Annotated in this window: 28 protein-coding genes and 1 riboswitch; of the genes, 15 read left to right on the top strand and 13 right to left on the bottom strand. The window is 62.5% G+C overall.

The features are described 5' to 3' along the window. Positions 1-73: 73 nt before the first annotated feature. Positions 74-298, top strand: coding sequence for a 50S ribosomal protein L31 (gene rpmE, locus ENE74_RS07650; protein WP_127690280.1), 225 nt, complete (start codon positions 74-76; stop codon positions 296-298). A 74-nt stretch (positions 299-372) separates the two neighbouring features. Here rpmE and ruvC read toward each other — a convergent pair whose 3' ends face one another. From ruvC to ENE74_RS07675, 5 genes are all read right to left on the bottom strand, one after another. Beyond that, positions 373-867 carry a crossover junction endodeoxyribonuclease RuvC gene (gene ruvC / locus ENE74_RS07655; RefSeq protein WP_127690281.1) on the bottom strand — a complete coding sequence of 165 codons (495 nt, stop codon included), beginning with the start codon at positions 865-867 and terminating at the stop codon, positions 373-375. A gap of 87 nt (positions 868-954) precedes the next feature. Then, positions 955-1698: a YebC/PmpR family DNA-binding transcriptional regulator gene (locus ENE74_RS07660; protein WP_127690282.1), complete on the bottom strand. Its 744-nt coding sequence runs from the start codon at positions 1696-1698 to the stop codon at positions 955-957. Positions 1699-1867: 169 nt separating this feature from the next. Continuing rightward, entirely contained in the window at positions 1868-2194 is a 327-nt protein-coding gene (locus ENE74_RS07665; protein WP_206517663.1) for a heavy metal-binding domain-containing protein, read from the bottom strand. Between the two features lie 39 nt (positions 2195-2233). After that, the gene (locus tag ENE74_RS07670; RefSeq protein ID WP_127690283.1) at positions 2234-2476 is read right to left on the bottom strand and encodes a DUF2312 domain-containing protein; all 243 of its coding nucleotides are present in this window, start codon (positions 2474-2476) and stop codon (positions 2234-2236) included. A 145-nt stretch (positions 2477-2621) separates the two neighbouring features. After that, a complete protein-coding gene (locus ENE74_RS07675) occupies positions 2622-2921 on the bottom strand; it encodes a DUF1244 domain-containing protein (protein WP_127690284.1) in 300 nt (99 codons plus the stop codon). A gap of 108 nt (positions 2922-3029) precedes the next feature. On the opposite strand from ENE74_RS07675, the gene pyk reads away from it, so the two are divergent. Beyond that, positions 3030-4487, top strand: a complete 1458-nt coding sequence (gene pyk / locus ENE74_RS07680) for a pyruvate kinase (protein WP_127690285.1) — start codon at positions 3030-3032, stop codon at positions 4485-4487. A gap of 151 nt (positions 4488-4638) precedes the next feature. On the opposite strand, the gene ENE74_RS07685 is transcribed toward pyk, so the two are convergent. Together ENE74_RS07685 and ykgO are read right to left on the bottom strand one after the other, a co-directional pair. Next, entirely contained in the window at positions 4639-5250 is a 612-nt protein-coding gene (locus ENE74_RS07685) for an HAD family hydrolase (RefSeq protein ID WP_127690286.1), read from the bottom strand. Positions 5251-5258: 8 nt separating this feature from the next. Continuing rightward, on the bottom strand, positions 5259-5384 hold the full coding sequence (gene ykgO, locus ENE74_RS07690) for a type B 50S ribosomal protein L36 (protein WP_003046794.1): 126 nt from the start codon (positions 5382-5384) through the stop codon (positions 5259-5261). A gap of 189 nt (positions 5385-5573) precedes the next feature. Here ykgO and ENE74_RS07695 point away from each other — a divergent pair, with 189 nt between their 5' ends. The 9 genes from ENE74_RS07695 to ENE74_RS07735 all read left to right on the top strand — a co-directional run bounded on the left by ENE74_RS07695 (position 5574) and on the right by ENE74_RS07735 (position 9972). Beyond that, positions 5574-6164, top strand: a complete 591-nt coding sequence (locus ENE74_RS07695) for a DUF4136 domain-containing protein (RefSeq protein ID WP_127690287.1) — start codon at positions 5574-5576, stop codon at positions 6162-6164. After that, a complete protein-coding gene (locus ENE74_RS07700) occupies positions 6161-7279 on the top strand; it encodes a M14 family metallopeptidase (protein WP_127690288.1) in 1119 nt (372 codons plus the stop codon). The genes ENE74_RS07695 and ENE74_RS07700 overlap by 4 nt, the downstream gene beginning before the upstream one ends. A 27-nt stretch (positions 7280-7306) precedes the next feature. After that, positions 7307-7885 carry a hypothetical protein gene (locus tag ENE74_RS07705; protein ID WP_164847406.1) on the top strand — a complete coding sequence of 193 codons (579 nt, stop codon included), beginning with the start codon at positions 7307-7309 and terminating at the stop codon, positions 7883-7885. Positions 7886-7927: 42 nt separating this feature from the next. After that, complete coding sequence (locus tag ENE74_RS07710; protein ID WP_127690290.1) at positions 7928-8182, top strand: type II toxin-antitoxin system Phd/YefM family antitoxin; 255 nt, start codon at positions 7928-7930, stop codon at positions 8180-8182. After that, complete coding sequence (locus ENE74_RS07715) at positions 8179-8445, top strand: Txe/YoeB family addiction module toxin (RefSeq protein WP_127690291.1); 267 nt, start codon at positions 8179-8181, stop codon at positions 8443-8445. The genes ENE74_RS07710 and ENE74_RS07715 overlap by 4 nt, the downstream gene beginning before the upstream one ends. A gap of 49 nt (positions 8446-8494) precedes the next feature. After that, on the top strand, positions 8495-8758 hold the full coding sequence (locus ENE74_RS07720) for a type II toxin-antitoxin system ParD family antitoxin (protein WP_164847407.1): 264 nt from the start codon (positions 8495-8497) through the stop codon (positions 8756-8758). A gap of 119 nt (positions 8759-8877) precedes the next feature. Beyond that, the gene (locus ENE74_RS18480; RefSeq protein ID WP_241241917.1) at positions 8878-8964 is read left to right on the top strand and encodes a type II toxin-antitoxin system RelE family toxin; all 87 of its coding nucleotides are present in this window, start codon (positions 8878-8880) and stop codon (positions 8962-8964) included. A gap of 73 nt (positions 8965-9037) precedes the next feature. Then, positions 9038-9571 carry a hypothetical protein gene (locus ENE74_RS07730; RefSeq protein WP_127690292.1) on the top strand — a complete coding sequence of 178 codons (534 nt, stop codon included), beginning with the start codon at positions 9038-9040 and terminating at the stop codon, positions 9569-9571. Then, positions 9568-9972, top strand: coding sequence for a hypothetical protein (locus ENE74_RS07735; protein ID WP_127690293.1), 405 nt, complete (start codon positions 9568-9570; stop codon positions 9970-9972). The genes ENE74_RS07730 and ENE74_RS07735 overlap by 4 nt, the downstream gene beginning before the upstream one ends. 18 nt (positions 9973-9990) lie before the next feature. On the opposite strand, the gene thiC is transcribed toward ENE74_RS07735, so the two are convergent. The 6 genes from thiC to ENE74_RS07765 form a co-directional block, all read right to left on the bottom strand. Beyond that, positions 9991-11871 carry a phosphomethylpyrimidine synthase ThiC gene (thiC, locus tag ENE74_RS07740; protein ID WP_127690294.1) on the bottom strand — a complete coding sequence of 627 codons (1881 nt, stop codon included), beginning with the start codon at positions 11869-11871 and terminating at the stop codon, positions 9991-9993. A gap of 45 nt (positions 11872-11916) precedes the next feature. Further along, positions 11917-12024, bottom strand: a riboswitch (TPP riboswitch). A 68-nt stretch (positions 12025-12092) separates the two neighbouring features. Next, complete coding sequence (locus tag ENE74_RS07745; RefSeq protein ID WP_127690295.1) at positions 12093-12287, bottom strand: hypothetical protein; 195 nt, start codon at positions 12285-12287, stop codon at positions 12093-12095. Positions 12288-12476: 189 nt separating this feature from the next. Next, entirely contained in the window at positions 12477-13328 is an 852-nt protein-coding gene (locus ENE74_RS07750; protein ID WP_127690296.1) for a MipA/OmpV family protein, read from the bottom strand. Between the two features lie 111 nt (positions 13329-13439). Continuing rightward, positions 13440-13901: a DUF2141 domain-containing protein gene (locus ENE74_RS07755; protein ID WP_127690297.1), complete on the bottom strand. Its 462-nt coding sequence runs from the start codon at positions 13899-13901 to the stop codon at positions 13440-13442. Continuing rightward, a complete protein-coding gene (locus ENE74_RS07760; RefSeq protein WP_420902569.1) occupies positions 13898-14587 on the bottom strand; it encodes a sterol desaturase family protein in 690 nt (229 codons plus the stop codon). The genes ENE74_RS07755 and ENE74_RS07760 overlap by 4 nt, the downstream gene beginning before the upstream one ends. Before the next feature lie 173 nt (positions 14588-14760). Continuing rightward, positions 14761-15141, bottom strand: coding sequence for a hypothetical protein (locus ENE74_RS07765; protein WP_127690298.1), 381 nt, complete (start codon positions 15139-15141; stop codon positions 14761-14763). 197 nt (positions 15142-15338) lie between these two features. Between ENE74_RS07765 and ENE74_RS07770 the strand changes: the two genes are divergently transcribed. From ENE74_RS07770 to ENE74_RS07785, 4 genes are all read left to right on the top strand, one after another. Continuing rightward, positions 15339-15611: an exodeoxyribonuclease VII small subunit gene (locus ENE74_RS07770; protein ID WP_127690299.1), complete on the top strand. Its 273-nt coding sequence runs from the start codon at positions 15339-15341 to the stop codon at positions 15609-15611. Positions 15612-15646: 35 nt separating this feature from the next. Continuing rightward, complete coding sequence (locus tag ENE74_RS07775; protein WP_127690613.1) at positions 15647-16552, top strand: polyprenyl synthetase family protein; 906 nt, start codon at positions 15647-15649, stop codon at positions 16550-16552. Continuing rightward, a complete protein-coding gene (gene coaD, locus ENE74_RS07780; protein ID WP_127690300.1) occupies positions 16549-17067 on the top strand; it encodes a pantetheine-phosphate adenylyltransferase in 519 nt (172 codons plus the stop codon). Before ENE74_RS07775 ends, coaD begins: the two co-directional genes overlap by 4 nt. Positions 17068-17154: 87 nt before the next feature. After that, positions 17155-17907 carry a peptidylprolyl isomerase gene (locus ENE74_RS07785; protein ID WP_127690614.1) on the top strand — a complete coding sequence of 251 codons (753 nt, stop codon included), beginning with the start codon at positions 17155-17157 and terminating at the stop codon, positions 17905-17907. The last annotated feature ends 27 nt before the right edge of the window (positions 17908-17934 follow it).

Genomic DNA, 17934 nt, shown 5'->3' on the forward strand with positions numbered 1-17934 from the left:
TAACCGCGCGCCTTCGCGAGAGTTTCACGCATCCACAGGCCGGTCGGAACCGGCCATTACCGGAGCAGTACCCATGAAAGCCGACACGCATCCCGACTATCATTTCATCACCGTCCAGATGACCGACGGCACCACCTATCGCACGCGCTCCACCTGGGGCAAGGAAGGCGATACGCTGGCGCTGGATATCGACCCGAAGTCGCACCCGGCATGGACCGGCGGCAGCCGTCAGGTCGATCAGGGTGGCCAGGTGGCGCGCTTCAACAAGCGTTTCGGCGGCCTGACGCTGAAGAAGTAAGGATCGCGATCCTGCTGATGGAAAGGGCGCTTGCGGGCGCCCTTTTTCTTGGGGGCGATGCGGTCAGCGCAGGATCAGCGTCCGCCGCCGATCCTGCGAGCGGTGGCACTGTGATGCGCATGGGTGATGGCAACGGCCAGCGCGTCGGCGGCATCCGGCCCGGCGATGGCCGCACCGGGCAGCAGGCGGGCCACCATCGCATGCACCTGTTCCTTGCTCGCGCCGCCGGTGCCGACCACCGATTTCTTGACGAGCCGCGCCGCATATTCGCCCACGTCCATGCCCGCACGCGCGGCGTTCAGCAGGCAGATGCCGCGGGCCTGCCCCAGCTTCAGGGTCGATTGCGGATTGACGTTCACGAACACTTCCTCGACCGCCGCCGCGCCGGGGCGATATTCCAGGATAATGTCGGTCAATGCACCGTCCAGCGCCAGCAGGCGGGCGGCAAGCGACAGGCTGGTATCGCTTTTTATCTGGCCGTTGGCGACATGCGTCAGCCGGTTGCCGTCGACGGCAATGATGCCCCATCCGGTGACGGCAAGGCCAGGATCGAGACCGAGGAGGATCATATGCTTACCTCCGTTCGTCCCGAGCGAAGTCGAGGGACGGTTGCACGACGGTCCCTCGACTTCGCTCGGGACGAACGGCCTATGGCTTTAACCCAGTTTCTCCATCACCGCGTCGGACACTTCGTAATTGCCCCATACCGTCTGCACGTCGTCGTCGTCGTCCAGCACGTCGATCAGCTTGAAGAGCTGCTGCGCGGCGTCGGCTTCCAGTTCGACGGTGGTTTGCGGACGGAAGGCGAGTTTCACGCTTTCCGCTTCCCCCAGGGCGGCTTCCAGCGCCTTGGCGACTTCGTGGAGCGCGTCCATCGCCGTCCAGATTTCATGCTCTTCTTCGGAGGATGTCACATCCTCCGCGCCGGCTTCCAGGGCCGCTTCGAACACGGTGTCGGGGTCGCCGACCTTTGCGGGATAAGTGATGAGGCCGAGGCGATCAAAGCCGTGGCTCACCGCGCCGGATGCGCCCAGATTGCCACCATTCTTTGAAAAGGCCGTGCGGACGTTGGTGGCGGTGCGGTTGCGGTTGTCGGTCAGCGCCTCGACGATCAGCGCGACGCCCGCCGGGCCATAGCCTTCATAGCGGATTTCCTCGTAATCATCCCCGCCACCCTGCGTCGCCTTGTCGATGGCACGCTGGATATTGTCCTTGGGCATCGACTGCGCCTTGGCCGCGTTGACGGCGGCGCGCAGGCGCGGGTTCATGTTGGGATCGGGCAGACCCATTTTGGCTGCGACGGTGATTTCGCGGCTGAGCTTGGAAAACATCGAGGACCGCTTTTTATCCTGCGCGCCCTTGCGATGCATGATGTTCTTGAACTTGCTATGGCCGGCCACGGCCTGCTCCTGACATGACTGTTGGATTAAAGGGGGCTGTCTAGCGGCGGGATGCCGGGGAGGCAACCGGGTAGCGATCTGCGCGCTGTTCTCCTGCGAAAGCAGGAGTCCAGTGCAGCACGCGCTACCCAGGAGACTCTAAGGCTCCTGCTTTCGCAGGAGAACAGTTTCAATAAATGATCGCCGTGCCCGTGGCGGAGACCATCAGCATCGATCCGTTGGCCCCCAACACTTCGTAATCGAGGTCCACGCCGACCACGGCGTTGGCACCCAGCGTCGCGGCGCGGGTGCGCATTTCCTGGATCGCCTGTTCCCGTGCGCGTTGCAGCACATCCTCATAAGCGCCCGACCGTCCCCCCACGATATCGCGTACGCTGGCGAAGAGATCGCGGAAGAGATTGGCACCAACGATCACTTCGCCGGTGACGATGCCCAGATATTCGCGCGCCGGGCGGCCTTCCAGGATCGTGGTGGTGCTGACGATCAGTTCGGACATGGCAATTCCTCTCATTTTCCCGAGGCAGTCCGCCGGGGCCTATTCGATCCCCAGGGCAGCCTTGTAGGTTTCCAGCAGCGCCTCGGCTTCCTGCCGCACATGGTTTTCCATCTTGCGCAGGCGCACGATGGCGCGGATCGTCTTCACATCATAGCCGGTCGCCTTGGCTTCACCATAGACATCCTTGATATCGTCGGCGATGCCCTTTTTCTCTTCTTCCAGCCGTTCGATGCGCTCGATCAACAGGCGTAGCTGGTCTGCGGCGACGTTTGGTTCGCTCATGGAATATTCTCCTTGGTAGTCCCGGTCCGTTCGCTTCGAGCCTGTCGAGAAGCCGCGCGCCATCTTCTCGACGGACGCATCTCGGCTTCGCTCGATGCTGCGCGAAGCGAACGGGAGAAGGGTAAATGAATCGGTGCAGTGGGCCTTAATGGCTGTCCGCGTTCTTCGCCACGCTTTCCTGCATGCGGGCGATCTGTTCGGGCGTCGCCTCGCTCTGATAGCGGTCTTTCCATTGCGCAAAGGGCATGCCGTGAATGATTTCGCGGGCCTCGTCGCGGCTCAGCGTGCCGTCGGCTTCCGCGATCCAGTCCGCCAGGCAGTTGCGGCAAAAGCCCGCAAGACCCATCAGGTCGATATTCTGAACGTCGCTGCGATGCTGCAAATGTGCGACCAGACGGCGGAACGCAGTTGCAGCCGCAGCGTCATTGATTATGGTGCCGCCCATATAATCTCCATCAAGCAATATCCTTGTCGTGCAGCCGGGATAGCGAAAAAGAACCGCGGGTAAAACCGCGGAGACGATAGCAACAGCCACGATTCCCCAGGAGTGCATGTGAAGAAGATACCTCCCCGTTCGCGCAAGGTGCGCATCCTCGCGACGCTCGGCCCGTCAAGCAGCAGCCCGGAGATGATCCGCAAGCTGTATCTGGCCGGTGCGGACGCCTTCCGCATCAATATGAGCCATGGTGCGCATGAGGATCACGCCACCAACATTGCGTCGATCCGCGCATTGGAGAAAGAGTTTGGCCGACCGACGACGATCCTCGCCGATCTTCAGGGGCCGAAACTGCGCGTGGGCACGTTCGCCAATGGCGTGGCTATGCTGAAGGTCGGCGATCCCTTCGTGCTGGATCGCGACGAGACGCCGGGCGACGCGACCCGTGTCAACCTGCCGCATCCTGAAATCTATGCCGCGCTGCTGCCCGGCACGCGCCTGCTGCTCGACGACGGCAAGCTGGTGTTGCGCGTGCAGGTGGTGACGGACGACCGGATCGAGACGCTGGTCGAGGTGGGCGGCGCGCTCTCCAACCGCAAGGGTGTGAACGTGCCCGATGTCGTGGTGCCGATGGCGGCGATGACCGACAAGGACCGGCGCGACCTGTCCTTCGCGATCAAGGAAGGCGCGGACTGGATCGCCTTGAGCTTCGTCCAGCGGCCCGAGGATCTGGCCGAGGCGCGCAAGCTGATGGGCGGCTATGGCGCGCTGATGGCGAAGATCGAGAAGCCCGCCGCCGTCCAGCGGCTCGACGAGTTGCTGGAACTGTGCGACGCGGTGATGGTGGCGCGTGGGGATCTGGGCGTCGAACTGCCGCCTTATGCCGTGCCGCCCCTGCAAAAGCAGATCGTCGAGTCCGCGCGACGCATGGGGAAGCCCGTGGTGGTCGCGACGCAGATGCTCGAATCGATGATCAAGGCGCCGACGCCAACGCGCGCGGAAGTGTCGGACGTGGCGACGGCCGTATATGACGGCGCGGACGCCATCATGCTGTCGGCGGAAACCGCGGCGGGCGACTGGCCGGAGGAAGCCGTGGCGATGATGGACAATATCGCCCAGAGCGTGGAGGCCGATCCGCGCTATCTCGACCGGCTGCACTTTACCGAGACGAAGCCCGATCCGACCACGGCCGACGCCTTGGCCGAGGCCTGTGCCGGTGTGGTGAACACCGTGGGCGCGACGGCGATCGTGTGCTTCACATCGAGCGGCAGCACGGTGCGCCGTGTGTCGCGCGAGCGGCCCTCCGCGCCCATATTGGCGCTGACGCCGCGGCAGGACACGGCGCGCAAGATGGGCCTGCTGTGGGGTGTCCATGCAGTGCGGACCAAGGACATCGGCAGTTTCGAGGAGATGATCGGCAAGGCCCGCCGCATGGCGCTGCGCCACGGCCTGACCGATGCGGGACGCAAGATCATCGTGCTGGCGGGCGTCCCGTTCGGTACGCCGGGATCGACCAACGTCATCCATGTGTCGACCGTGCGTGGCGATGAACTGAAGGATCGCGACGAGGGGTAGGCGTATCATTGCGTCACGCCAACGCATCCACTGCCGTCGCCCCAGCGTAGGCTGGGGTCTCGTGCGGCTGGATCACACCCTGTTGCCTGAGACCCCAGCCTTCGCTGGGGTGACGGAAAGGTAGGTAGGGTTACGGAGTAAGGTACGGGCTTTAGAGAAGGCCTGCCGCCACCAGTTCCGCCCGCAATGTCGGCGCATCGCGGAACTGATGCGCGGTCATGCCCACGCTGCGCGCGCCTTCGACATTGTCCAGCCGGTCGTCGATGAAGAACGCCTGATCCGCCGCCACCCCGAAACGGTCGAGCGCCAGATGATAGATCGCCGGGTCGGGCTTTGACAGTTTCTCGACGCCGGACACCACGATATCCCGGAAATGCGCGAAAATCGTGGGATAGGCATCGCGGAAGGGCGGCCAGAACTCATGGCTGAAATTGGTGATGGCGAACAGCGGAACGTCGGCCGCCGCCAGGTCTTCCAGCAAGGGCACCATGCCGGGGATCGGCGCGCCCACGCTGTCGCCGAAGCGCGGCTTCCACAGACGAATCAGGCCCTCGTGCTGCGGGTAGCGGGCGATCAGCTCCGCACTGGTGTCGGCAAAATCGCGCCCGGCATCATGCTGAAAATGCCATTCCTCCGACACCACATCGCGCACAAATGTTTCAAGCACCTGACCATCGGGGATCAGGCGCTCATATAATATGCGCGGGTGCCACGGGAAAAGCACATTGCCGATGTCGAAGATGACAGCGGCGATGTGCCTCACAGGCGGATTTAGCCCTGGCGGGCCTTGAACCGGCGGTTCGTCTTGTTGATGACGTAGGTGCGGCCGCGACGACGGATCACGCGGTTATCGCGGTGACGGTCCTTGAGCGACTTCAGCGAGTTGCGGATCTTCATGGGAACGCAGCTTTCAATTGATTCTGTGTGTCGAAAAACGAAGCGTCGCCACTATGGGCGCGGGCCGATAAAGTCAAGGCAGGGCGGAGCCTTTTCGAGGCTTTCGTTGCATGTCGGCCATATTCCGTTCAGGCAGGATGCAGCAAAAGGCGATGGCCCTGCGTTCGGCCACCCGGAGAGACCAGTCCCATGATGAAGCAGTCCCTAGCCGCCGCCATTATCGTGATCGCCCTTGCGGCTTGCGCAACGGCGGTGCCGCCGGTCGAAGTCACGCGCTTCCACACCGCCAATCCGCCGATGGGCGGCACCGTTTCCATCGAGGAGATGATCGGCAATCCCGACATCAGCCTGGAGTTTCGCACCTATGCCGCCGCCGTCGCGCAGGAATTGCAGCGCGCGGGCTTCAGCGAATCGGCGCAGGGCAAGGGCGAATATGTCGCCCTGGTTGGCCTGCGCCGCAGTTTCCGGCCGACTGGCCCCGACCGATCGGGCAATCCCGTAAGTGTGGGCGTCGGCGGATCGACGGGCAGCTTCGGCAGCGGCCTTGGCGTCGGGATCGGCATCAACCTGTCGGGCAAGCCCAAGGATGTCGTGACGACCGAACTGTCGGTGCAGTTGCGCCGCCGGGGTGATTCGCAGGCGGTATGGGAAGGCCGGGCGCTGACCAGCGCCAAGGAAGGCACACCCGCCGCGCAGCCGAACATGGCCGCCGCAAAGCTCGCCGCCGCGCTGATCGGGGGCTATCCCGGCGAGTCCGGGCGCACTATAACCGTGCGATGACATTATCCATCACCAGCGCTTTTGACGCGGGCAACATCCGCGTCCTTTCCGTAACTGACACCACCGCCGATCTGGAGATCGTCACCGATCATCAGAGCGATTTCTATCAGTGGTTCCATTTCCGCGTCGCGGGCGGCGCGGGGAAAGAGGTGACGCTGCGCATCGTCAACTGCGCCGGGTCGGCCTATCCCGACGGCTGGGCGGGATATCAGGCGCGATTCAGCGAGGATCGCGAAAACTGGCTGATGGCCGACACCGATTATGCCGACGGTGTGCTGACCATCCATCTGGTGCCGGACAGCAACAGCGTCTGGCTCGCTTATTTCGCGCCTTATGCGATGGAGCGGCATCATGACCTCATCAGCTGGGCGGCGAACCAGCCGGGGGTGGAGACGCGCGAACTGGGCCAGACGCTCGACGGGCAGCCGCTCGACGTGGTGACGCTGGGCGAGGGACCGAAAACCGTGTGGCTCTATGCCCGGCAGCATCCCGGCGAGACGATGGCGCAATGGTGGATGGAAGGCGCGCTGGAGCGCCTCTGCGACATGGAGGATTCGGTCGCGCGGCTGCTGCGCGACAAGGCGACCTTCCATATCGTGCCGAACATGAACCCGGACGGGTCGCGGCGCGGGCATCTGCGCACCAATGCCGCGGGCGTGAACCTGAATCGCGAATGGGCGGACCCGAGCATGGCGCGCAGCCCCGAAGTGTTCCTTGTCCGTGCGGAAATGGACCGCACCGGCGTCGATTTCGCGATGGACGTGCATGGCGACGAAGCGATCCCCGCGGTGTTCGTGGCGGGCTTTGAAGGCATACCGTCGCTGAAAGCCGACCGGCTGGCGCTCTATAACCGGTTTCGCGATACGCTGGCGGTGCGGACGCCCGATTTCCAGACGAAGCTGGGCTATCCCATCGGCGCGCCGGGCCGCGCGAACCTCACCATGTCCACCGCGCAACTGGCGGAACGCTATGGCGCGGTCAGCATGACGCTGGAAATGCCGTTCAAGGACAATGACGATCTGCCCGATCCCGATTTCGGCTGGTCCCCCGCGCGATCGATGCAACTGGCGAAGGATTGCCTGGCGGTGCTGGCGGAGATCATCGACGATATCTGAGGCTTGAGCGTGGGGGCGGGCGGACCGATGGCGCAGCAGGACGGCGACGCCGACAGCGAAAGCGACGACAGCGAAAGCGACACCGGCGCGGATGACGCGGGCGATCGCCGCACCAGCCGGTCTTTCCGCGCCAATCTGCGTGCCTTTCAGCGGATGCATGGCGGCAATCCCTCGCCCGGTTTTGTCGCGGATCTGGAATATCTGGAAAACCGCGACCTTGATCTGTCGATCCGGCTGGGCGCGATGCTGGCGTTCAACGCGCTGCTCATCACCATCGGCACGCACCCCATTTCCGCTTCCCCCGGCGCGCCGCTCAGCATCGATGCGGCCACCCATCCCGCGCAGACGATCGCCAGCCTGATCGGCATATTGCCTTTCGCCTGGTCCAGCCTGTTGCTGCTCCGTGCGCTGATGGTGGGCGAAGAGTTCGAGACATGCGGGGAGGAAGGCGAGGAGGCGTTGCGTGTCCGCCTGCTCGCCGCGTTCGTGCGCTCGGTCGACCTTCAGTCCCGCTTTCTGCGCCGCGCGGTGTGGGGATCGATCGCGGGCGGGGGGCTGACGATGATCGTGTGGGCATGGATCATGGGGGCGAAGATGCTGGCGTGAGGGGGATTGTCTTTATGTACAGAAATCTGTACATAACAGTGTATGGAATCGCTGAGCTTCTCTGACACCCGCGCCAACTTCAAGGCCGTGATGGACCGTGTGGTGGAGGACAAGGTGCCGATCGCCGTCACGCGTCAGCGGGGCGAAGGCATCGTGATGGTCTCCGCCAGCGAATGGGCGTCGATCGAGGAAACGCTCTATCTGTTGCGGTCGCCCGAAAATGCGAAGCGGCTGCTGGAATCGATTGCCGAACTGGATGCGGGCAAAGGCGAGGAACATGAGCTTATCTGCCCGTGAAGGTGACTTTCTCGTCCCGTGCCTGGGCTGAGTATCTTTGGTGGCAGAGCGAGGACGCCAAGCTGCTTGGTCGCCTAAATAGCCTGATAGAGGAATGCCGCCGCAATCCCTTTCGCGGGACGGGCAAGCCGGAGCCGCTGGGCGGCAATCTGTCCGGCTGGTGGTCTCGCCGGATCAACAGCGAACATCGGCTGGTCTATCGGGTGACGGGCAAGGGCGATGTGCAGGCGCTGGAGGTTGCGCAGTGCCGCTATCATTACTGAAAACGTCGGGTGATTGCCAATCTTAGCGCAATATCGTAGGATATTGCGCATGGCGCAGATGAACATATCCCTTCCCGAAGGCCTCAAGGCCTGGGCGGAAGCCCGCGTCGCCGAAGGGCGTTACAGCAGCACCAGCGATTATGTCCGCGACCTGATGCGGCGGGATCAGGAGGCAGAGGAGAAGCTGCGCACCCTGCGCGCGATGATCGAGGAGGGGGTGGCGTCGGGAGTGAGCGAGCGCGATCCCTTTGCTTATCTGGCGGAATTGCGGGAACGGGCGAGGCGCGGGGTCATTGGGTCAGATGCGGCTTGAACAAAGCCCGCGTGCTACCGCTGCCGCACGTATTATCAAAACATTGAAAGAGCGGAGACGAGCCGCGCACCCTGGGTAGCTCACTGACCGGCGATCAGGCGGGATATTGGCGCTGGCGGATCGGGGATTATCGCGTGGCGGCGCGGGTGAAGGATCAGCGGATTGTGATTATCGTGGTGCGCGTGGCGCATCGGCGCGACGTTTAGCCCTCCCTTAAGTAGATGGAACAGTTTTTTCACGCGACACGGGTTGGAGTGTCATTGCAAATGAATTATAATAATGGCCTTGATCGACTGGCTCCTAATCCCCGCAAACAATGCGATTATAACTTGGATTGGCTTCGCTATTGGCGTCGCCGGTACGTTTCTGGGTTTGCTTGGTATCGCGATCGCGCTGAAGCAACTGAAGGCGATCAAGAACGAAACAGAAGCAGCAGGGGCTGCTATTAGTTCCGTTCAGTTAAAGGTGGCGTCATTCGATGCGGCAGAAGAGTGTCGAAAAGCTAGCGATTTGCTGGTATCGATTAGGACCAACCTTAAGATTAGCAAATGGGACCAAATCATTTCTAGTTATGAAGATTTGATCCAGGCCTTTTTGAATTTGAGCCATTCGACCTCATTAATCGAAGGCGAGGATCGTCTTTTGCTTCAAAAGCACACTCAAGATATGGCGAAAATGTGCGAAGCGGTAAGGCGCAGGCTGGCCGAAGGCGATAGCATTATTGTCTTAAAAGGGCAGGACCGTGCTTTGCGAAACTTTACGGATATACTTACCAAGATATCTTTTACGGTAATGAGGAGCCTGCAGCAATGACCGATCCAACCAAAAGGCTGCGTCAGCTTATCGAGGCGATCTATCTGAAAACTGTTGCCGGTGAGATTACTTGGGCATTTAATCCGACTTCTGATGCGTGTGAAACTGACCTTGGCGCAGGCTCCATCGAGGTAGTCCAAGAGTCCGATGATGACGGCAATTATTATTCGTATGTGAAAATACGCAACAGTGAGCAGGAGGTAGTGGAAAATATTTACGGCGGAACGTTAGGAAAAGGTGCAAGACCTTTTAATACTGGACACAAAAACTACTGGGAGTTGTTATCCGACTTAAGAGCACAATCTTATCGCTCCGCAATGGGAGCGGATAAGATCGTAGCAAGCATGTTAACTCAACTCGATGCGACAGATCTCATAATTGACGATGATGTACCTTTTTAAGAGTGATAACACCATGCATCACTCCGCCCTCAAATAAATCTCCCCGCCCTTCTCCTTGAACACTTCGCTCATCTCCGCCATCCCCGCTTCGGCATCAGCCCCATCACCCGTCGCAGCGATAAACGCATCGGCTTCCTGATTCTGCTTTGCCGCAAAGTCCCGCACCTCTTGCGTGATCTTCATCGAGCAGAACTTTGGCCCGCACATCGAGCAGAAATGCGCGGTCTTTGCGCCTTCCGCCGGGAGCGTCTGGTCGTGATATTGTTCTGCCGTATCCGGGTCGAGCGAGAGGTTGAACTGGTCGCGCCAGCGGAACTCGAAGCGGGCGCGGCTTAGGGCGTCGTCGCGGAGTTTCGCCGCGGGGTGGCCCTTGGCAAGGTCGGCGGCGTGGGCGGCGAGCTTGTAGGTGACGACGCCGACTTTCACGTCATCGCGGTCGGGCAGGCCAAGGTGCTCCTTGGGCGTCACATAGCAAAGCATCGCCGTACCATACCAGCCGATCATCGCCGCGCCGATGCCGCTGGTGATATGGTCATATCCTGGCGCGATGTCGGTCGTTAACGGCCCCAATGTATAGAAGGGCGCTTCGCCGCAGGCCGCGAGTTGCTTGTCCATATTCTCCTTGATCTTGTGCATCGGCACATGGCCGGGGCCTTCGATCATCACCTGTACGTCCTGCGCCCAGGCGCGCTTGGTCAGCTCGCCCAGCGTATAAAGCTCGCTGAACTGCGCTTCGTCATTCGCATCGGCGATGGAACCGGGGCGCAGGCCGTCGCCCAGCGAATAGGCGATGTCGTATGCCTTCATGATCTCCGTGATCTCGTCGAAGCGTTCGTAGAGGAAGCTCTCCTTGTGATGGGCGAGGCACCATTTCGCCATGATCGAGCCGCCGCGCGAGACGATGCCGGTGACGCGCTTGGCCGTCATCGGGATGTAGGGCAGGCGGACGCCAGCGTGGATGGTGAAATAATCGACGCCCTGTTCGGCCTGTTCGATCAGCGTATCGCGGAAGATTTCCCAAGTGAGGTCTTCGGCAATGCCGCCGACCTTTTCCAGCGCCTGATAGATGGGGACGGTGCCGATGGGGACGGGCGAATTGCGGATGATCCATTCGCGGGTGTCATGGATGTTGCGGCCGGTGGAAAGGTCCATCACGGTGTCCGCGCCCCAGCGGATCGACCACACCATCTTGTCGACTTCATTGGCGACGTCGCTGGCGACGGCGCTGTTGCCGATATTGGCGTTGATCTTCACCAGGAAATTGCGGCCAATGGCCATGGGTTCGGATTCGGGGTGGTTGATGTTGTTCGGGATGATCGCGCGGCCACGGGCGACTTCGTCGCGCACGAACTCCGGCGTGACATAATCGGGGATCGCCGCGCCCCAGCTTTCGCCATCGCGGATAAGCTTTTCCTTTGCCTGCGCGCGACCGAGGTTCTCGCGCGCGGCGACATATTCCATTTCGGGCGTGATGATGCCCCTGCGGGCATAGTGCATCTGGCTGACGTTCATGCCCGGCTTCGCGCGCAGCGGGCGCTGGACGACATGCGGGAAGGGGGCGACGCCGCCGGAGCGATCGGGGCCAAGCTGGCCGTTATCCTCGGGCTTCAGCGCGCGGCCTTCATAGTCCTCGACATCGCCGCGACCGATGATCCAATCGCGGCGGAGCGGGGCGAGGCCCGCACGGATGTCGATCGCGACCGTGGGATCGGTATAGGGACCGGACGTGTCATAGACGCGCAGCGGCGGTTCGCCGCAGCTCGGTTCCAGATGGATGTCGCGCATCGCGACGCGGATTTCCCCCGCCTGTACGCTGGGCACCGGCACATGGATCTTGCGACTGCCCCGGATCGGCCCGGTCGTCACGCCGATTTCGGCTTTCGTGGGAATATCGGCCATGTGCATGCTCTCCTCAGGGCGGCGGGAGAGCGGGGTTCCGGCGGTCTGGAAACGCCATGCCCTCCCTACGCCAGTGTCAACTGGATCAGGTTCAGCGGGTCGCGCGGATTTGCACCGCACCTCTCAGCCTTTGCGGCTCCCCGGGGAATGGCGTGGACGATAAGGGCCATTGCCGCGCACGTCCAGCGGCAATGCGCCTGCCATGCCGCATCGGCGACACGCTATTTGGGCGGGGAATGATCCGGCGCGCTTTTGCCCGCCTCGATATCGGCGGCCACGTTACGCTCCTGCTTTCCCTCGAGCGGATGGCGGTTGGATCGCTTTCGCAGGAACACGACCAGCGTTATGGCGGCCACCCCCAGCACGATCAGGAGCGTCACGAGACTGAGCGACGAGAGAAATCCGACATTCGACATGGTTCTGGTCCTTCACGCTGCATGAGCCTGACCAACCGTTGCTGCCGGGCGAATGTTCCGCTGCCTGCCGTGGCAGAAAACTCACTAAAATACCGTGATTTAAGCGAATAAGAAGCGTCGGCATAACCTATGTTATGTCGATTGTGCGGGATAGGCGCGGACAGGGTGCCGTGCCATCCTGTGCTGCCTTCAGAAGCTGTAGGTGAGGCCGACCGCGCCGATCCACTGGTCCTTGTCACCGGCGACCGAGACCACCGGCGAATCGGCATATTTGCCGAACATGCGGGCATAGCCGCCCACCACGAGCAGGCTCAGCCCCTTGGTAAGATCACCGGTCAGCGCCTGGCTGAAAGCCGCCGTCGCCCGCGCGCTTTTCCACCCGCTGCCCGATGCGCCGGTATAGACCGGCAGGCCGCTCGACGCGCTGCCCGCCGCGTCGATATTGGAATAATAGCGGCCGAAACCCTTACCCACATAGTCGGCCGACATGCCGATGCCGATGAAATTGTACCGCGAAAGCGGTGTGCCATATTCGATTGCCGGGGTCACGATAGTGCTGCCATGCGCGCCGTTGACATCCTTCACGATCGAGACGCGGGCACTCAGCACATCATAGGCGCTGGTGATGACGCCGGTTTTCGAAAGGCCGACCCAGCCGCCCAGCTCGATGGCGGGATCAAGCTTGCCGAGCGCGCGCACCTGTGTGTCCCTGATCCGCGACACCCGGTCGAGACGGAAGCCTGCGACCGGGCCAACGCCAATATCCCAGCCGCCGTCGCTGGCCTTTTCAGGGAGCACGTCCACGAACAATTGCGGCCCGCGCGAGAAGAAGGCGATGCCCGACACCTGTCCGCGGATGACGACTTCGGGAATGATGACGTTTGTGTCGGACCCTTCATAGCTTGGCACGGTGGCGATGCCCGCCCCCAGCGACAGCCGGTCCGCTGTAGGATCGGATGCATCCTGCGCCAGCGCGGGCGAGGACAGGGCAACAGCAAGCAGGGCGACGGCAAGTGCCGTCGAAACACGCGAAACGGACATGAATGGAAACATCCCTGAAGTACACTATCGCGGCTGTAATGTCCTGCTGTGGTGACAGGTTCCGCAGCAGCGTCGATGGGCGACGAAAAAGCGGCGACTGTATCCAGAAGGTTACAGGAAATAGCGCATTTTCACATCCTGCTCGACCGGTGCGCCGGCAATGACGAAGCGAGCGGAATGAAAGCTGGGCGCACCGAACCGGATCGGCGGGTTGCGGCTGAAGGCGACGCCCTCACGCGGGATACCCGCAAAGGTATCCAGCTTTCGATTGCCGTTTTCGTCATGGATGAGGGCAAGCGCATAGCCGCCCGGCGGCAGGTCGCTGATGACGATGCCGTTGGCGCGCGCCTGCGCCGCCGATACCGTATAATGCCGCCGGTCCGGATCGCCCGTGCAATCCGGGAAATGATCGGGCAGGCGAGTCAGGCAGACGATCAGCGACCCCTTGGCAGAGCGGAGCGCGCCAACATCCACCTCCAGTGATTGCGACAGATCGGCGGGCGCAGCGGCACCCGTGGCGGTCCACAGGACAGCAAGGGCGGCCAGCTTTCCGGATGTGCGCGATAGTGTCATAGTCTTTTGAACTGTCCCAAACCCTTGTCGGTGCCGCAAAGCCGGTCCCAGAACCGGAAATACAGCCCATAGTTGCAATTATACTGATCATGGTGCCGCTGATGATGCGTGGCGGTGATCAGCCATGCCCCGGCCGGTCCCCGGACCAGCCAGCGCGGAAACATCTCCCACCCCATATGATTGCTGACACCCATGACAGTCATGATCGTTAGCACAAGACCCAGTGCGGCAACATGAACGGGAATGAGGAAAACAAGCGCCGGTATCACGATTGCGCCGGTCAGTGCTTCCCACGGGTGGAAACTCATCGCTGCCCAGGCGGTCGGCGGGCGACTGGCATGATGCACGGCGTGGGCGGCCCGGAACAGCGCCGGGCGATGCATCCAGCGATGCGTCCAGTAGAACCAGCTGTCGTGCGCAAACAGATAGGCCAATATCGACACGGGCACATACCAGAGCGGATAATCACCGATATCGGTGTAGATGCGCGTCCAGCCGTGCTGCTGCCATCCCCATGCGACGACGCCCGCCGGAATCCCATAAATCAGGGCAGACAGCAGCGACCAGCCGATTTCCCGCCGGATCTGCGGATCGAGGCCGGTGTAGAGATTGCGATGGCGCAGCCGCGTTGCGAGCGCAAAGCCGCCGCTCGCCAGAACGTAGCGCAGCGCGACGATGGCGCTCATCGCCAGGGCGGACAGCAGGATGGAGACGGCAATCGACATTGCGCTGCGGTATAAACGCTCCGGCGGCGCGCGTCACCTGTTTGATGCAGGTGCGAAACGGGGATGGTCCAAGAAAAAGGGCCGGACACTTGCGCGTCCGGCCCACCATGGGAGAAAGAGAGAGTGTTGCGAAGTCAGGCCTTGCAGCTCTGCGCGCCCTTGCCCGGCACCGTGATCGAAACCTGATCGCCGCTGCCCGATACTTCGAACCCGCCATCCGCCTTCAACGCGCCGCCCGCTTCGGCAGCGGTCAGCTTCGTGGGTGCACCGTTCTTTTCCGTGCGCAGGTTGGCCGTCTTGTCGTCGGCAAGGAAATCGACGAAAATCAGGCTGTTGTCCTTGCAGCGATACTGCTTGCTGGCTTTCACCGGCGGCGGCAGTTCGATCGGCGCGGCATTGGCGATCTGATCGGCCATGGGATCGGCAGGGCCGCCCACGACTTCGGGTTCGGACTTGCCGCAAGCCGAAAGGCTCAGCAGGGCGGCGATGGCGATGAGGGGGACAGGATGTTTCATGACGGAACCTCGTATGTGCGGATGCAGCATAGTGCGTCAACGGAAAAATGGAATGTTTGTGCGCTTTGTTATTGCGGAGCGGAACGTCAGTTTCGTTACATTTAGCGGGATGATCTACGCGCTGCGATCGGCGATGTGACGCCATCCGCGCTGCGCGGGGTTGACCATGCCGCCTGCCCCCGCCAATGCTAGCGGCCATGGAAAGTGAGACGCACAACCTTGCGGGTAACGCCGCGCCGCCGGTCGAGGATCTGTCCTTCGAAGAGGCCCTGCGCGAACTTGAGACCATCGTGCGCAAGCTTGAAAGCGGCGATGCGCCGCTGGAGGCGTCGATCACGCTGTACAGTCGCGGCGAGGCGTTGCGGGCGCAGTGCACCCGGCGGCTGGCCGATGCGGAGGCGAAGATCCAGAAACTCACGCTGACGCCGACCGGCGATGTGGTCGGGGCGCAGCCCTTCGACGCCGGTTGAACGCGAAACGGGGGACTGGCAGGGCGATGACGGTGATGACGGGAGAGACGGGGAGCAGCCTGTTGCGCGACGCCGTGCAGGAGACGGCGCTTGCCATCGACGAGGCGTTCGACCGGCTGCTGCCGGTGCCGTCCGACGCGCGCGCGCGGCTGTACGAGGCAATGCGCCATGCCGCGATCGGTGGCGGCAAACGGATGCGGCCGCTGCTGGTCAAGGCGACCGGCGACCTGTTCAACGTTTCCGCCGAATCCGCACTCCGCGTCGGTCTGGCGGTCGAGTGCATCCATGTCTATTCGCTCATCCACGACGATCTGCCCGCGATGGATGACGACGATCTGCGCCGGGGCAAGCCGACGGTCCACAAGGCCTATGACGAGGCGACCGCGATCCTGGCGGGCGATTGTCTGCACGACATCGCTTTCGAAGTGCTGGTCGATCCGCGCACCCATGCCGATCCCTTCGTGCGCTGCGAACTGATCCGCGCGCTTGCGGTGTCGAGCGGCCCGGCAGGCATGGCGGGCGGGCAGATGATGGACCTGGAGGCGGAAAAATCGGGGTTCGACCTGCCCACTGTCACCCGCCTGCAACAGCTCAAGACCGGCGCGCTTATCGGCTTCTGCGTGGAGGCCGGCGCGATACTGGGGCGGGTGCCGCCCGAAGGCCGCACCTCGTTGCATGGCTATGCGCGCGACATCGGGCTGGCATTCCAGATTGCCGACGATCTGCTGGACGTCGAGGGCGATGCGCAGCTTGCAGGCAAGGCACTGGGCAAGGATGCGGCCGCGGGCAAGGAAACCTTCGTCTCGTTGCTGGGTGTCGACCGGGCGCGGGAGCAGGCGCATATTCTGGTCGCGCAGGCCAAGGCGCATCTGCACAATCATGGTGCGGAAGCCGATCTGCTGCGCGCCATCGCGGATTATGTCGTGGAGAGAGACCGATGAGCGACGATCATGCGGTGCGGATCGGCGTCTATCCGGGGACGTTCGATCCGGTGACGCTGGGCCATATGGACATCATCCGGCGCGGCGCGAAGCTGGTCGACCGGCTCGTCATCGGCGTCACCACCAACCCCAGCAAGTCGCCGATGTTCACGCTCGACGAACGGATGGCGATGGTGAAGCGCGAATGCGCGGGCATCGACACGGAAATCCATGTCGTCGCCTTCGATGCACTGCTGATGACCTTTGCCGAGCGCGAGGGGGCAAGTGTCATCATCCGGGGCCTGCGCGCTGTCGCCGACTTCGAATATGAATATCAGATGGCGGGCATGAACCAGCAGATCAACGCCGCGATCGAAACGGTGTTCCTGATGGCGGACGTGTCACTCCAGCCGATTGCCAGCCGCCTCGTCAAGGAAATCGCCCTGTTCGGCGGGCCGATCCACAAGTTTGTCAGTCCCCAGGTTTGCGAGGACGTGGCGGAGCGCGTAGAGCGCATCGGACGAAAAGGGTCATGAGCTGTGCCTGGGCATGCTCAGCGGCCGTTCATGGGACATTATCTAACCGCGGGGCTGCACAAGGCTTGCGCTGGAGACAGGACGATCATGGGATTGGGTAAGGGTTTGAAGGCCGCGTGGCTGGGTTCGGCGATCACGCTGGCGATGCTGCACGCGCCAGTCGCGCTGGCGCAGGGCGGCGGTCAGGCCGAAGCACTGAAAAAGGCCGAATCGGCGGCCATCGCGGCCGACAATGCGAAAAAGCTGGCGGCGGAAGGCGGCGTGAAGCTGCCGCCCGCCACGGTGCCGGTCGATCCCGAGAATGTCTGGGATCTGGACCTGTCCACCGGCGGTCGTGTGCGCATCCAGCTTCGCCCCGACATTGCCCCCGGCCATGTCGAGCGCATCAAGGCGCTGACGCGCCAGGGTTTTTACAACGGCCTGCGGTTCCATCGCGTCATCCCCGGCTTCATGGCGCAAGGCGGCGATCCCAAGGGCGACGGCACCGGGGGATCGACCGAGCCCGATCTGAAGGCGGAGTTCAACCTGATGCCGCATTTGCGCGGCACCGTTTCGATGGCGCGCGCCGCCAGTGAGGACAGCGCCAACAGCCAGTTCTTCATCCTCTTTCTGCCACGCATGCAGCTCGACAAGAAATATACCGTCTTCGGCCGGGTGATCGAAGGCATGCAATATGTGGACAGCATCGCGCAGGGCGAGCCGCCCGCAAACCCCAGCGTGATCGTCCAGGCTTCGATCGAAAGTGACGGAAAGGCGCCGCCCGCCAACCTGTCCGCACCCACGACCGCGCCCGCAAAGGTGCCCGGCATCGCCGATCTGAACGCGCCGCTGCCGCAATAGGGGCTGTTCCCGTTCGCCGAGATCGCG

It is taken from the genome of Sphingobium algorifonticola (assembly GCF_004005485.1).
GTDB classification, from domain to species: domain Bacteria; phylum Pseudomonadota; class Alphaproteobacteria; order Sphingomonadales; family Sphingomonadaceae; genus Sphingobium; species Sphingobium algorifonticola.